This is a genomic window from Curtobacterium sp. AC268, assembly GCF_979258745.1.
Genome location: NZ_OZ409878.1, coordinates 822746 through 837653, shown reverse-complemented (window position 1 = coordinate 837653; position 14908 = coordinate 822746). Strand labels below are relative to the sequence as shown.

12 protein-coding genes are annotated in these 14908 nt (G+C 71.3%); 9 read left to right on the top strand and 3 right to left on the bottom strand.

Features of this window, described 5'->3' with window-relative positions; all coding sequences use genetic code 11:
• Positions 1-91: 91 nt before the first annotated feature.
• The 7 genes from pyrH to ACZZ9K_RS03880 all read left to right on the top strand — a co-directional run bounded on the left by pyrH (position 92) and on the right by ACZZ9K_RS03880 (position 5155).
• The gene (gene pyrH, locus ACZZ9K_RS03910) at positions 92-811 is read left to right on the top strand and encodes a UMP kinase (RefSeq protein ID WP_027465872.1); all 720 of its coding nucleotides are present in this window, start codon (positions 92-94) and stop codon (positions 809-811) included.
• A gap of 46 nt (positions 812-857) precedes the next feature.
• A complete protein-coding gene (frr, locus tag ACZZ9K_RS03905) occupies positions 858-1412 on the top strand; it encodes a ribosome recycling factor (protein WP_027465871.1) in 555 nt (184 codons plus the stop codon).
• A 50-nt stretch (positions 1413-1462) separates the two neighbouring features.
• Complete coding sequence (locus ACZZ9K_RS03900) at positions 1463-2422, top strand: phosphatidate cytidylyltransferase (RefSeq protein ID WP_260678881.1); 960 nt, start codon at positions 1463-1465, stop codon at positions 2420-2422.
• 76 nt (positions 2423-2498) lie between these two features.
• On the top strand, positions 2499-3047 hold the full coding sequence (locus tag ACZZ9K_RS03895; RefSeq protein WP_071406375.1) for a DivIVA domain-containing protein: 549 nt from the start codon (positions 2499-2501) through the stop codon (positions 3045-3047).
• A 186-nt stretch (positions 3048-3233) separates the two neighbouring features.
• Positions 3234-4094 (top strand): aggregation-promoting factor C-terminal-like domain-containing protein, encoded by an 861-nt coding sequence (locus ACZZ9K_RS03890; protein ID WP_463443368.1) that lies wholly within the window; start codon positions 3234-3236, stop codon positions 4092-4094.
• A 12-nt stretch (positions 4095-4106) separates the two neighbouring features.
• Entirely contained in the window at positions 4107-4409 is a 303-nt protein-coding gene (locus ACZZ9K_RS03885; RefSeq protein ID WP_110863985.1) for a hypothetical protein, read from the top strand.
• Positions 4406-5155, top strand: coding sequence for an alpha/beta hydrolase (locus ACZZ9K_RS03880; protein ID WP_463443367.1), 750 nt, complete (start codon positions 4406-4408; stop codon positions 5153-5155). The genes ACZZ9K_RS03885 and ACZZ9K_RS03880 overlap by 4 nt, the downstream gene beginning before the upstream one ends.
• An 87-nt stretch (positions 5156-5242) precedes the next feature.
• On the opposite strand, the gene ACZZ9K_RS03875 is transcribed toward ACZZ9K_RS03880, so the two are convergent.
• Positions 5243-7084, bottom strand: coding sequence for a coiled-coil domain-containing protein (locus tag ACZZ9K_RS03875; protein ID WP_463443366.1), 1842 nt, complete (start codon positions 7082-7084; stop codon positions 5243-5245).
• 182 nt (positions 7085-7266) lie between these two features.
• Between ACZZ9K_RS03875 and ACZZ9K_RS03870 the strand changes: the two genes are divergently transcribed.
• Both ACZZ9K_RS03870 and ACZZ9K_RS03865 read left to right on the top strand, forming a co-directional pair.
• Positions 7267-9009, top strand: coding sequence for a hypothetical protein (locus ACZZ9K_RS03870; RefSeq protein WP_138803661.1), 1743 nt, complete (start codon positions 7267-7269; stop codon positions 9007-9009).
• On the top strand, positions 9006-10016 hold the full coding sequence (locus tag ACZZ9K_RS03865) for a tetratricopeptide repeat protein (protein ID WP_463443365.1): 1011 nt from the start codon (positions 9006-9008) through the stop codon (positions 10014-10016). The genes ACZZ9K_RS03870 and ACZZ9K_RS03865 overlap by 4 nt, the downstream gene beginning before the upstream one ends.
• Positions 10017-10246: 230 nt before the next feature.
• Here ACZZ9K_RS03865 and glgB read toward each other — a convergent pair whose 3' ends face one another.
• Together glgB and ACZZ9K_RS03855 are read right to left on the bottom strand one after the other, a co-directional pair.
• Positions 10247-12799 carry a 1,4-alpha-glucan branching protein GlgB gene (gene glgB, locus ACZZ9K_RS03860; protein WP_463443364.1) on the bottom strand — a complete coding sequence of 851 codons (2553 nt, stop codon included), beginning with the start codon at positions 12797-12799 and terminating at the stop codon, positions 10247-10249.
• On the bottom strand, positions 12796-14796 hold the full coding sequence (locus ACZZ9K_RS03855) for an alpha-1,4-glucan--maltose-1-phosphate maltosyltransferase (RefSeq protein WP_463443363.1): 2001 nt from the start codon (positions 14794-14796) through the stop codon (positions 12796-12798). The genes glgB and ACZZ9K_RS03855 overlap by 4 nt, the downstream gene beginning before the upstream one ends.
• Between the last annotated feature and the right edge of the window lie 112 nt (positions 14797-14908).

Sequence of the window (14908 nt, the reverse complement as noted above, 5' to 3'; positions counted from 1 at the left end):
TGGCCCCGTTTTTCGCGCGCACCGGCACGGCACGCGCGCGACACAGCCGCGAGTACATTTCCACGAGACCACGACGAAGGGTGCGGACCAGATGACCGACGAGAAGACCGGACGACGCCGCGTTCTGCTGAAGCTGTCGGGAGAGGCGTTCGGCGCCGGCTCCCTCGGGGTGAACCCCGACGTGATCGGCACCATCGCCAAGGAGATCGCCGTCGCCGCGCGCGAGGTCGAGATCGCGATCGTCGTCGGTGGGGGCAACTTCTTCCGCGGTGCCGAGCTCTCGCAGCGCGGCATGGACCGCGGCCGCGCCGACTACATGGGCATGCTCGGCACGGTGATGAACGCTCTCGCGCTGCAGGACTTCCTCGAGCAGGCGGGAGCTGCGACCCGCGTGCAGTCCGCCATCGCGATGACCCAGGTCGCCGAGCCGTACATCCCGCGGCGCGCCGAGCGGCACCTCGAGAAGGGCCGGGTCGTCATCTTCGGCGCCGGTGCCGGACTGCCGTACTTCTCGACCGACACGGTCGCGGCGCAGCGTGCGCTCGAGATCAAGGCGGACGAGGTCCTCGTCGCCAAGAACGGCGTCGACGGCGTGTACACCGCCGACCCGAAGAAGGACGCCTCGGCCGAGAAGCTGCACCACGTGACCTACCAGGACGCGCTGCTGAAGGGCCTCAAGGTCGTCGACGCCACCGCGTTCTCGCTCTGCATGGACAACGGCATGCCGATGCACGTCTTCGGCATGGAGGGCGAGGGCAACGTCCAGGCCGCGATCCGTGGCGAGCGCATCGGCACCGTCGTCAGCAACTGACCCCCGCGCTGACTAGACTCGACGCCAGTACCGAAGGAGTAACACCGTGATCAGTGATGTCCTGACCGAAGCCACCGAGAAGATGGCGAAGGCTGTCGAGGTCGCCAAGGACGACTTCTCGACCGTCCGCACCGGCCGCATCAACGCGGCGCTCTTCCAGAAGATCCCGGTCGAGTACTACGGCACGCCGACGCCGCTCGCGCAGCTCGCGTCGCTGCAGACGCCCGAGGCCCGCACGCTCATCGTGACGCCGTACGACAAGACGGCGCTCAAGGAGATCGAGCGCGCGATCGCGACCTTCCCGAACCTCGGCGCCAGCCCGACGAACGACGGCGACATCGTCCGCGTGACGATCCCGGAGCTCACCAAGGACCGCCGCAAGGAGTTCGTCAAGCTCGTGCGGACGAAGGGCGAAGACCACAAGGTCGTCGTCCGGAACATCCGCCGCAAGGCCAAGGACGACCTCGACGCACTCAAGGGTGAGATCTCCGACGACGAGATCTCGCGCGGCGACAAGGACCTCGAGGCCCTGACGAAGAAGCACGTCGACCAGATCGACGAGTCGCTGAAGAAGAAGGAAGCCGAACTCCTCGAGGTCTGATGCGTCGCTCCGACCAGGGCGATGACCGCCCCACAGCAGAGCACGGGCCCGTGTCGAGCGGGCCCGTGAAGAAGGGGCTCCGTCAGGACTTCGATGCGCGTGCACGAGCGGCGCGCACGGACTTCGAGGCGCAGCTCCGCCAGCGCAAGGCCGACTTCGGCGCGCGCAACGAGGCGCTGACCGCGCGGACCGGGCGCAACCTGCCGGCCGCGATCGGCATCGCGCTCGCGTTCGCCGTCGTGATGCTCGGCACGCTGCTCCTCTGGCCGCCGTCCTTCATGGTGGTCGCGGCGTTCCTGCTCGGCGTCGGCGTCTACGAACTGACGAGCGCGATGCGGTTCGCCGGGCGCGACGTCCCGCGGATCCCGAGCGTCGCCGTCGCGATCGCGATCGTGCCGGCGGCGTTCCTGGTCGGGCAGGTGGCGGCGCTGTTCACCCTGCTCGGCGGCATCGTCCTGATCAGCGTCTGGCGCCTGGTCGAGGTCGCCGTTGCGCGGCAGAAGCCCCCGGCCGGCAGCGTCGCCCGTGACCTCACCAACGGGTTGTTCGTCCAGGCCTACATCTCCCTGCTCGGCGCCTGCGTCGTGCTGCTCTCCGCCCAGCCGGACGGCAACCTCTGGGTGATCGGGTTCATCCTCGTCGTCGTCGCGGTCGACACCGGCGCGTACGCCACCGGGCTGAACCTCGGCAAGCACCCGATGGCACCCCGCATCAGCCCCAAGAAGACGTGGGAGGGCTTCGCCGGGTCCGTGGCGGCGAGCATCGTCGTCGGCGTCCTGGTGGCCCTGTTCATGCTCGGGCTGCCCTGGTGGACGGGTGTCCTGCTCGGTGTGCTCATCTCAGGCTCGGCCACGCTCGGCGACCTGACCGAGTCGATGATCAAGCGCGACCTCGGCATCAAGGACATCTCGTCGTTCCTGCCCGGACACGGCGGCCTGCTCGACCGCATCGACAGCATCCTGCCGTCCGCCGCGGTCGCCTACGTGCTGTACCTCATCGTCAACCACTGACCGCGCTCGGGTCGGCTGAACGCCGCACTCAGCGCGTCCAGGTTGTGCCACGGGTCCGGACTGGCAGAATGACGCCGTGGCCACCACCTTCCCGACCGCAGCCCGTTCCGCCCTCGGTTACGACGTCGACGAGGTCGAGCGTTTCCTCGAGGACGCCCGGCGCGCGTACTCCGCCGATGACAGTGCCCCCGGCATCGAGGCCGCGAAGATCCGCGCCACGGCCTTCTCGATGCGCAAGGGCGGGTACTCCACGTCGCACGTCGACGCTGCGCTCGAGCGACTCGAGGACGCCTTCGCGGCCCGTGAGCGCGAGCGGGAGATGAGCGAGGTCGGCAAGAAGGCCTGGTACGCCGAGGCGCGGACGAAGGCATCCGACGTCGTGGCGCGGCTCGAGCGGCCCGACGGGCAGCGCTTCAGCCGGGTCAGCGTGCTCGGCACCGGCTACCACCCGAAGGACGTCGACGCGTTCGCCGCCCGGCTCGCCGGGTACTTCCGCGAGGGCAAGCCGCTCAGCCTCACCGAGGTCCGCTCGATCGTCTTCCGCCCGAAGCACGGCGGGTACCGCGAGGCGCAGGTCGACGCGCTGCTCGACGCCGTCGTCGAAGTGATGCTCGCTGTCCGATGACGACGCGCTGTCCCCAGGTGCTTCGCTTTCCGTGATCGTTCCGTTACCCTGGTCCTACTCATGGGCAGGCACACGGCAGACTCAAGCTCCGACCGCGATACCCGCGAGCACCTCAGCCTCCAGGCTTCCGGTGAGCGCCGCGCGGCAATGCAGCGAACCCGCACGACGGAGACGTCGGCATTCGGGGTGACCCCGCAGGCAGCGCCCGCGACGACGGGTCCGGTCGCCACGCCGAAGTCGGTGGCGGCGAACCGTGTGTCCGACGAACGTGTGGCGTCCTTCGCCCACGACGCCCTCGTCGACGCCGACCAGCGTCCCGCGAAGCAGCGCACCGCGACGGTGCAGCGCCGTGCGACGCCGAAGCTCGGCAAGCCCGCCGCCTCGTCGGTGAACGCCGTGGCCCGCAAGCGCGCGACCGCCCCGATGATGTCCTTCGTCGGTGTGTTCCTGTTCGTCGGAGGCTCGCTGTTCAACCCGCTGCAGGCCGACGTGGCACAGGCTGCGGTCGACACCCCGGTGCTCGTGAAGACGCCGCCGGCGCCGCAGCAGTACACCGCGCACGGCACCTACGCCGTGGCCGCCGCCGACCGTGACGGCTACGACGTCACCGTCCCGGCGCCGAAGGTCGTCAAGCCCGTCGTCGAAGAGGACGAGGCCGACGCCGAGACCACCGACGACACCGCGGCCACCGAGACCCAGCCGGTCTCGGCCGCCAACACGCTCGCCGCCACCGCCGCGACGCCCGACCCGGGCAGCGCGCAGGCGATCGCCCTGCAGCAGGTCACGGCGCGTGGCTGGGGGACCGACCAGTACAACTGCCTGGTCTCGCTGTGGAACAAGGAATCCGGCTGGCGGGTGAACGCCTACAACCCCAGCGGTGCGTACGGCATCCCGCAGGCCCTCCCCGGCAGCAAGATGGCCACGGCCGGCGCCGACTGGCAGACCAACCCGGCGACGCAGATCACCTGGGGTCTCAACTACATCGCCGGCGTCTACGGCACCCCCTGCGGTGCCTGGGGGCACAGCCAGGCCAACAACTGGTACTGATCGGCTGCTCGGGTGCCGCGCAGCAACCGACCGCGGCGTCCCCGTGGTCGCGACGTCGAGCCTGACGAGGAGACCACCCTCGACCGGCTGATGAGCTCGTGGAAGCGCACCGAGGTCCGTCACGGTCGCGAGTACCAGGTACAGCCGATCTCGGCCGCGTCGGCGCAGAAGGAGTACATCTGCCCGGGGTGCGGCGGAAGCGTCCTGCCAGGCACCGCCCACGTGGTCGTCTGGCGCGCGGACGGCGTGCTCGGAGACGCCGCCGACCTGGCGTCGCGCCGGCACTGGCACAACCACTGCTGGAGCATCGCATGACCGAGCACGACGTGACGCACGACACCGAGATCCGGTCCGCCACCGAGCTGCCGGCCCGGCGCACCGAGGTCGAGCTCGTCACGGACGACCACCTGACGCTCGTCGGTGAGCTCGCCGAGCCTGCCGACACCTCGGCCCGCGGAACCATCGTCACGCTCCACCCGCTGCCGACCGCGCACGGGTTCATGGACTCACACGTGCTCAAGAAGGCTGCCGCACGGTTGCCTGCCCTCGCCGACATCGCGGTGCTGCGGTTCAACTTCCGGTCCGTCTCGTCGCCGCGCGGCACCTCCGAGGGCGTCTTCGGCGAGGGTGTGTCCGAGGGCTTCGACCTGCGAGCCGCCGTCGCCGAGGTCATCGACCGCGGCCTGCCGACCCCGTGGCTGGTGGGGTGGTCCTTCGGCACCGAGGTGATCCTCAAGCACGCGCTCGAACACGTCGAGGCCGGCACGGTCGCCGGGGTCGTCCTGCTGTCCCCGCCGCTGCACCGCACCTCGGACGAAGAACTCGCACGCTGGGCTGCCGTCGGTGTCCCGGTCGTGGCGCTCGTCCCGGAGCACGACGACTTCCTGCGGCCCGAGGCCGCGGCGGCACGGTTCGCGCTCGCCCCGAACGTCCAGGTCGTGCCGGTCGCGGGCGCGAAGCACCTGTGGGTGGGGGAGCGGTACGTGCGGATCGTCCTCGACGCGATCGCCGACCTCGTCGTGCCGGGAAGCGCGCCGCTGCCGACCCACTGGCCCGTCTGACGACGTCCGCACGACGCCCTGCGGGCCGCCACCTGCACCAGGTGGGATTGCCTGGAGGCGCGGGTCGCGCCTCCGGGCAGTGGACCGTCAGCGTTCGGTCGCGTCCACGTCGTCGTCAGCGTCCGCATCGGACGCTGCGGCGGGTGCCGTGCCGAGCAGGCCCGTGGCGTTCGTGAGGACCCCGCGGAGGTTCTCGAGGTACCCCGCGACGGCTTCGCGTTCGGTCCGGATCGCTGCCAAGCGGTCCTCGGCCTCGGCGATGACGCCGGCGGTGCGCTCCTCGGCGTCGGCGACCATGCGGTGCACCCGGTCCTGCGCGTCGGCGACGATGGTGCGCGCGTGCTCCTGGGCCTCGGCCGTGCTGGTGCGCTCGAGGTCGTCGGCCTCCTGCTGCAGGCGCTCGGCGCGTTCACGGGCCTCGGTCGCACGACGCGTTGCCTCGGCGAGCTGCAGGTTTGCCTCGTCCAGGTACTTCTGCGTCTCGGTCACCGTCTCGTGGTGCTTCCGCAGGTAGTCCTGCTCGGCGTCGTCACGTCGGGAAGCGAGCTCCGACTCGAGCGTCGTGCGGGCTTCGTCGCGCTCCCGGGCGATCTCGGCGCGGACCTCGTCGCGCTCCTTCACCAGGGCGGCGCGGGCGGTGTCGATCTCCTGCCGCAGGGCGGTGCGCTCGGCCTCGAGCACCCCGAGCTCGGCGGTGCGGCGGTCGGCGATCTCGGTGTCGACCTCGGCGTGCTCGCGCTCGCGTCGGGCGGCGATGGCGTTCTCGTGCTCACGCAGGGCACGTTCGGCTGCCGCATCGGCCTCCGCGCGCTCCTGCGCGATCCGGGCGTCGTGCTCCTCGAGCTCACGGGCGATCCGGTCGGCGGTCTCCTGCACCAGGCGGGCGTTCTCGACGCGGGTCTGTTCCTCGTCGACGCGGAGCTGCGCGCGGGCCGCCTCGATCTCCTGCTCCAGTGCGGTGCGGGCGGCGGCGAGTTCGCGGTCCCACTGGGCGCGGGCGGCGGCGAGTTCCTCGTCGAGCTCGCGGCGGCGGTCGGCGACCTCGCTGTCGAGTTCGGCGCGGCGGCGCGTGACCTCGGACTCGAGTTCGGCGCGACCGGTCTCGAGGGCCAGCGCGTGTGCCTGTTGCTCCTCGTCACGCTCACGGTGCCAGGCGGCACGACCCTCGTTGACCTCGCGCTCGAGGGCCTCACGCCGGGTCGTCTCCTCGCGGTCGAGGTCCTCGGTGCGACGGGTGTGGTCGGCCTCGAAGACCGTACGGCGGTGCTCGGTCTCGCGGTCGAGCTCGGCGGCGGCGGTGCGGGCCTCGGCGGACTCCCGCTGGGCGATCTCGCGCAGCTCGGCGACCTCGTGCTCGACCTGGGCGCGCAGGGCGTTCGTCTCGCGGATGGCGATGGAGCGGACCTCGGCGGCCTCGGTCACGGCGGCACCGCGGATCGCGGCAGCTTCGTTCCGGGCGTCCTGCGTGAGCAGACCGGCTTCGGCGCGGGCGCGCTCGACGGTGTCGGCTGCCTCGGCGCGGGCGCGGGTGAGCTCGTTGGTGGCGCGGGTGCGGGCGTCCTCGAGGGTGTCGCGCGCTTCTTCCTGCGCTTCACGGACGGTGCGCTCGGCTTCGGTGCGGCTCGAGGCACGGAGCCGCTGGGCGTCGATGTCCGCCTGGCTGATGAGCCGGGTCGACTGCTCCTCGGCCACACGCAGCGTGGACTCGAGGCGGGTGCCGAGCCCGCTGTACGTGGGGGTGCCGGCTTCGTCGAGCTCGCCCTGCAGCTCGGAGACCCGGGCCTGCAGGAGACGGATCTCCTTCGCGGCGTCGGCGCGGTCGTTGTTCGACTTGATGAGCTCGCGTCGCAGGTCGTTCAGCGAACGCTCCACCTCGTCGCGGCGGTACCCGCGCAGCTCGGTTCCGAACTCGGCCTCGTCGTTCGCCACGTGTCGCTCCTGGGGTCGGCAGCGGGCCAGGTTCGGCCCGCGGTCGATTGTAGTGGGGGCCGGAGCGGGGCGTCTGAGTCCGGCGACAGCGCGGATTGATGCACTGTCCAGCGTTGCTCGCTATCCTGAGTCGCTGATTCGCGCGCCGACATCCCCACCCCGGCGCGGTAGGGAGAGAGTTCGTGCGATTCGTCCTGGCGATCGTCAGTTTCGTCATCGGTCTGCTGCTCGTGGCGCTGGCGGTGGGACAGCGGACCGTGTTCGCGCCGCCGTCCTCGCTCGTGGCCGAGAGCTCGACGACCAGTTCCGCCCCGGTGACGGTGATCCCGGGGACGACCCTCAACGCCAACCCCGGCTACCAGCGCATCAACGTGTCCGGCTCCGGCAAGGTCTTCGCGGCCTACGGCAAGACGGCCGACGTCGACGCCTGGATCGGTGAGGCCGAGCACACCACCCTCCGCTTCGACGCCGAGAAGGGTTCGCTGGTCGGGTCGACCACGGGCAGCGAGACCAGCGTCCCCTCGCCCAAGGGCAGCGACCTCTGGTACCAGGAGTACGACGGTGCCGGACAGTTCACTGTCCGCCTGCCGCAGGACGTCTCGGTCCTGGTCGTCAGCGACGGCAAGGCAGCAGCGCCCAGCGACGTGTCCGTCACCTGGCCGCAGGACACCGCGACGCCGGCGGTCGGTCCGCTGCTCGTGGCCGGCGGCGTGTTCGTCCTCGGAGGCCTCGTGCTGCTCGTCCTCGCCTTCCTGCACCAGCGCCGTGGCCGCGGTCCCCGCCGTCGCAGCGGGGGCAGCCGACCGCCGCGAGTGCGTGCCTCCCGTCGAGCCGCCGCCGCCGGTGCCCAGGTGCCGCGTCGCGGTCGTCGTGGCACGCGTGCGTTGATCGGCGTGCCGGTGCTGCTCGTCGGCGCCCTGACCCTGGCCGGCTGTTCCTCGGACTACTGGCCGCAGGGTGGCGACCCGTCGCTCGCCACGCCGACCCCGACGGCGACTGCCACGGGGGCTGCGGAGACGACCGAGCCGACGGCTGCGACCAAGCAGCAGATCACCCGTGTCGTGCAGCGCACCGCCGCAGTGGCGAAGCAGGCCGACGAGGCCCGCGACAGCAAGCTCGCCGGGACCCGTTTCACGGGTGCCGCGCTCGAACTGCGCGAGGCGAACTACGCGATCCGCGCGAAGGACGCGGACGTCAAGGCGCCCCCGGCGATCTCGGCTGCGCAGGTGTGCGTCGCGTTGCCGCAGCAGACCGACAGCTGGCCGCGCACGGTCTTCACGATCGTCGCCGAGGACTGCGACGCCAAGTCGGCGCCGCAGGCCCTGACCCTGGTGCAGGACAGCGCCCGTGATCCGTACAAGGTGGCGTACGACGTCTCGCTCGAGGCCGACGCGAAGATCCCGAGCCTCGCGCCGACGACGATCGGTGCCGCACTGCTCGCGCCGGAGTCGAAGCTCCTGACGATCCAGCCCGACCAGGTCGCGACCGCGTACGGCGACATCCTGTCGAAGGACACCGCCAGCGAGTACGCCGACCTGTTCGCGACCGAGGGCGATGCGCTCCGCACCACCATCGGCAAGGCGTACAAGGACAAGAAGGCCAAGGCCCTGCCGGACACGGCGAAGATCGAGTACTCGTCCGAGGTCCCCGCCGACTCCGCCGTCGCCATCGCGACCGACGACGCCGGTGCCCTGGTCTCCGCCGACCTGGACGAGGTCGAGAAGGTGACCCCGACCGCCTCCGGCGCCGAGGTGAACACCGAGGGTGCCGTCAAGGCACTGTCCGGCGTGGACACGAGCAAGAAGGGCATCAGCGCGACCTACAGCGTCCAGCTGCTCTTCTACGTGCCGCCGGTCGCCTCGGATGGCAAAGTGGTCCTGCTCGGGTTCACACAGGGCCTGACCGCAGCGAGTGAGGTGCAATGAGCAACATCCCCCCGACCCCGTCCGGGCTCCGCGGAGCCGTGGACCTGTCGTCCCTCGTCGACCGCGCACAGCGGCCGCCCCAGCCGTCCGGTGCTCCGGCCCCGGCGGGTGCTGCCGGCGGTGTCGCGCCCGGCACCGAGGCCGACGCCGTGAACGGCGCTGACCTGACCGTCCCGTCGCTCGTGATCGACGTCACCGACGCGACGTTCCAGGACGTCCTGCAGCTGTCGACCGTCGTCCCGGTCATCGTGGACATCTGGGCCGAGTGGTGCGGGCCGTGCAAGCAGCTCTCGCCGATCCTCGAGCAGCTCACCGCGGAGTACGACGGCCGCGTGGTGCTCGCCAAGGTGGACGCCGACACGAACCCGCAGCTCGTGCAGGCGTTCCAGGCGCAGTCGATCCCGACCGTGGCCGCCGTGATCGGCGGACGCCCGCTCGGGCTCTTCGTCGGGGCACTGCCCGAGGCGCAGGTCCGCGACGTCTACGAGCAGGTGCTCCAGGCCGCCGAGCAGAACGGCGTGACCGGTCGCGTCACCGTCGACGGCGCGGCAGCCCCCACCGACGCCGAGCAGGGCGAGCCGGAGCCGGAGCCGCTCCCGCCGCACCACCAGGCCGCGTACGACGCGATCGAGCGTGGCGACTACGCCACCGCTGTCGAGGAGTACAAGACCGCGATCCTGCAGGACCCGCACGACCAGATGGCCGTCGCCGGACTCGCACAGGTGTCGCTGCTCGACCGGCTCAACGGTCGGACGGCCGACGAGATCCGTGCGGCAGCAGCCGCCGTCCCGCAGGACGTCCAGGCACAGCTGGCGGTCGCCGACCTCGACATCTCCGGCGGGCACGTCGACGACGCCTTCGGGCGTCTGCTCGACCTCGTGCCGACGGTGTTCGGCGAGGACCGCGAGGCCCTGCGTGTCCGGCTCGTCGAGTACTTCGAGCTCATCGGCAGCGAGGACCCGCGCGTCGTCGCGGCACGTCGCCGCCTGGCGAACGCGCTGTACTAGGACCGCAGGGTCTGCGCGGCGAAGAAGACGCCGTCGTCACACCGAGACGCCGCCGGGTACGGCGGCGTCTCGTTGTCTCCCGGGTGTCTCAAGGACACGACGGCGTCTCGCGGACACGACGGCGTCCCGCGCATCGCGGTGGACCCGGCAACGGACAGACGGGAGGCCCGGTGCCAGCTGGCACCGGGCCTCCCGTCCGTCGGTCGATCGCGTCGCGGACGCTGGCCGGGCTACTGGGCCAGCTTCAGCCAGACGGCACCTAGCGGCGGGACCACGAGGTGCGCCGAGGCCGGGCGGCCCGCCCACGGGGTGTCCTCTGCCGTGACGACGCCGAGGTTGCCGACCCCGGAACCGCCGTACTCGGCCGCGTCGGTGTTGAGCACTTCATGCCACTCGCCCGCGGTCGGCAGCCCGAAGCGGCGCTCCACCGGCACACCGGAGAAGTTCACGAACACTGCGACCCGGTCGTCGCCGTCCTTCCGCAGGAACCCGAGGGTCGAGTGCGGTGCGTCGCCGCCCTCGAGCCACTCGAAGCCGTCGGCCGTCGAGTCGTGCGTCCAGAGCGCCGGGGAGTCCTTGTAGACGCGGTTGAGCTCCGCGACGAGGTCCTGCACACCGCGGTGGCCGGGCTGGTCGAGGAGCCACCAGTCGAGGCCCTTCGCCTCGGACCACTCGGCAGGCTGCGCGAACTCCTGGCCCATGAACAGCAGCTGCTTGCCGGGGTGCGCCCACATGAACGCCAGGTAGGCACGCACGTTGGCGAGCTTCTGCCACTCGTCGCCGGGCATCTTGCCGTACAGGGAGCCCTTGCCGTGCACGACCTCGTCGTGGCTGATCGGCAGCGTGAACTGCTCGCTGAACGCGTAGACGAACGAGAACGTGATCTCGTCGTGGTGGTAGCTGCGGTACGCGGGGTCGCGCTGCACGTACTCGAGCGAGTCGTGCATCCAGCCCATGTTCCACTTCTGGCCGAAGCCGAGCCCGCCGGCGCTCGTCGGTTGGGTCACGCCCGGCCACGAGGTGCTCTCCTCCGCGATCATCACGATGCCGGGGTAGCGCTTGTACGCCGTCGCGTTCGTCTCCTGCAGGAACGAGATCGCGTCGAGGTTCTCGCGGCCGCCGTGGATGTTCGGCAGCCAGTCGGTGCGGGAGTAGTCGAGGTACAGCATCGAGGCCACCGCGTCGACCCGCAGGCCGTCGATGTGGAACTCCTCGAACCAGTACAGCGCGTTCGCGACCAGGAAGTTGCGCACCTGCGGCTGCCCGAAGTCGAACACGTAGGTGCCCCAGTCGAGCTGCTCGCCGCGGCGGGGGTCCGGGTGTTCGAACAGCGCGTAGCCGTCGAAGCGCCCGAGGGCCCACTCGTCCTTCGGGAAGTGCCCGGGGACCCAGTCCATGATCACGCCGATGCCCGCGGAGTGCAGGCGGTCGATCAGGTAGCGCAGGTCGTCGGGCGAACCGAAGCGCGCGGTCGGTGCGTAGTACCCGGTGACCTGGTAGCCCCACGAGCCGCCGAAGGGGTGCTCGGCGAGCGGCAGGAACTCCACGTGGGTGAAGCCGGTGTACTCCATGTGCCCGATGAGCTGGTCGGCGACCTCGCGGTACGACAGGCCGGGGCGCCACGAGCCGAGGTGCACCTCGTACACGCTCATCGGGGCGTCGTGCGTGGTGGTCTGCGCGCGGCGCTCCATCCACGCGGCGTCGCCCTCGGACCACGTGTACGTGGACTCGGTGACGACCGAGGCCGTCGCCGGGGCGATCTCGGCTTCGCGGGCGAACGGGTCGGCCCGCTCCACCCACCCGGAGTCGGTGAGGATCTGGAACTTGTAGCGCTGGCCGACGACGGCGCCGGGCCAGAACAGTTCCCAGACGCCGAGGTCGCTCAGACGGCGCATCGCGGTGGTGCGGCCTTCCCAGCCCTCGAAGTCGCCGATCACGCGGACGGCGGTCGCCCTGGGTGCCCAGACGGCGAACGCGACACCGTCGACGCCGTCGACGGTGCGGGCGTGCGCGCCGAGGTGGTGCCAGAGCTGCTCGTCACGGCCCTCACCGAACAGGTGCAGGTCGAGCTCGCCGAGCGTCGGGGCGAACCGGTACGCGTCGTCGGTGGTCCAGGTGGCGTCGTCCTCGTCCGTGGACTCGTCGTAGTCGTACTCCGACTCGACGCGGTAGCGACCGAGGGTTTCGGCGGTGGCGCCGGCCCAGAGCCCGTCACCCTCGTGCGTGAGTTCGATGTCGTCGCCGTCGGGGCGGACGATCCGCACCGCACGGGCCAGGTGCCGGACGACGCGGACGCTCGTGCCGCCGTCGACCGGGTGCGGGCCGAGCACGTCGTGCGGCTGGGACCAGCGGCCCTCGGCCACCTGCAGACGCAGCCAGTCCTCGATCGGAGCCGGACGCGGATCCGTGGCCGTACCGGTGGCGGCGGGAGCCGAGGCAGCAGCCTGCGCCGAGGCAGCAGCGGTGGGGGCGGCCGGAGCCTCGACGGAGGCCGGGCGGACCACGGGGGCGGCGCCCCCCGTCGGTGCCGTCGGGGCGTCGGACGCGGAGGCGGCCGCGACGGGCGGTTGCCGCGGGTGCGACGGGTCGGCGGGGTGCCCGGCGAGCGTCGCGGTCTCCGCCACCCCGCGGTCAGGTGCCTCGCGCTGCACCGGCGGGGCGCCGGGCAGGTCTTCGTCGGGCGCGGAGACCTTCGGTTCGTACCGCGGCACGGCCGGCGGCGGAGGCGGCACCGGCGGGACGGCCGGTCCGCGCTTCGTGGGGTCGGTCGGTTCGGGGGTCATCGGTGGGGTCCTTCCACGACGAGCAGGTGCACGGGCTCCTGGAACGCATCCAGGCGGACGTAGTTCGACGCGCCCCAGGTCCAGCGCTGACCGGTCACGACGTCACGGACGTCGAACAGGCCCTCGGTCGGCAGACCGAGTGCGGCGAGGTCCAGGTGCACGGTGGTCTCACGGGCGGAGTGCGGGTCGACGTTGGCGACCACGATCACGGTGTCGGGGCGTCCTGACCGGATGTGCTCGCCCGACAGGTGCTTCGAGTAGACGACGATCGCCGGGTCCTCGGCGGCGTGCACGTGCAGGTTCCGCAGCTGTCGGAGCGCAGGGTGCGCCGCACGGAACCGGTTGAGCATCGTCACGTACGGGGCCAGCGAAGCCCCCTCGGCCTCGGCCAGGGCGAAGTCACGCGGCTTGTACTCGTACTTCTCGTTGTCGATGTTCTCTTCGGAGCCGGGTCGGGCGACGTCCTCGAAGAGCTCGTACCCGGCGTACATGCCCCACGTCGGCGCACCGGTGGCGGCGAGCGCCGCACGCACCTTGTAGCCGGCACGGCCGCCGAACTGCAGGTACTCGGTGAGGATGTCGGGGGTGTTCACGAAGAGGTTCGGGCGCAGGTAGTCGCTCGTCTCGTGCGAGAGCTCCGTGAAGTAGTCCTCGATCTCGTCCTTGGTGTTGCGCCAGGTGAAGTACGAGTACGACTGCTGGAACCCGGCTTCGGCGAGCGCGCGCATCATCGCCGGGCGGGTGAACGCCTCGGCGAGGAACACGGTGTCGGGGTGCTCGTCGCGGATCTCACGGATGACGCGTTCCCAGAACCAGAGTGGCTTGGTGTGCGGGTTGTCGACGCGGAAGATCCGGATGCCGAAGGCGATCCAGTGGCGCAGGACACGCTCGACCTCGGTGACCAGGCCCTCGGGGTCGGTGTCGAACTGGATCGGGTAGATGTCCTGGTAGCGCTTCGGCGGGTTCTCGGCGGTCGCGATGGAGCCGTCGGCGCGCTGCGTGAACCACTCGGGGTGCTGGGTGACCCAGGGGTGGTCGGGGGAGCACTGCAGCGCGAAGTCGAGCGCGACTTCCATGCCGGTGTTCTTCGCCGTCTCGACGAAGTCGCGGAAGTCGTCCTCGGTGCCGAGGTCGGGGTGGATCGCGTCGTGCCCGCCCTCGGGGGAGCCGATCGCCCAGGGGCTGCCGGGGTCGTTCGGCCCGGGCGTGAGCGTGTTGTTCGGCCCCTTGCGGGCGGTGGTGCCGATGGGGTGGATCGGCGGCAGGTAGATGACGTCGAAGCCCATCCGGGCGACGGCGGGCAGGCGGCGGGCCGCGGTGCGGAAGTCGCCGCTCTTCCAGGAGCCGTCGGGGTTCTTCTTCGCGCCTTCCGAGCGGGGGAAGAACTCGTACCAGGCGCCGACGCCGGCGCGGGTGCGTTCGACGTCGAGCAGCTGGGTGGCGGAGTGGGTGCGGAGCGAGGTGAGCGGGGCTTCCTCGACCTCGGCGACGATGCGCGGGTCGTCGACGGCGGCCAGGCGTTCGGCCGGGTCGAGGTCGGTGTCACGGACGCGTGCGGCGGCACGGGTGGCGGCGGGGGAGTCGGTCTCCTCGGCCAGCCGGTCGAGCAGCACGGCACCGTCGAGCAGGGTCGCCTCGGTGTCGACGCCGGCCGCGATCTTCAGGCGTGCGCCGTGCAGCCAGCTCGCCCAGTCGTCGGAGTACGACTCGACGTGCCAGGTCCAGACGCCGACGTGGTCGACCTGCACGGTGGCTTCGTAGCGGTCGGTGCCGGGGGCACCGAGGGTCATGGGGACGGTGCGGGTTCCACCGTCTGGGCGTTCGAGGACGAGGTCGGCGCCGATGATGCCGTGTCCTTCTCGGAAGACGGTTGCACCGAACGTGATCACCTCGCCGTCGAATGCCTTGCCGGGGAAGCCGTTCGGCGTCCTCGGGGCGAGCTCGGTGATCGGGATGCGCCCGATCTTCGGGCGGCGGGGTCGGTCTGCGGTGGCCACGGAAGCGACGCTACCCGGCGGGCGGCTCCGCGTTCCCCGGAATCGGCCCGCTGTGGAGGGCCGGGCGCGCCGTGGAGCCTGTTGAGGACCGGACGGGAGGCCCGTGGCGGGG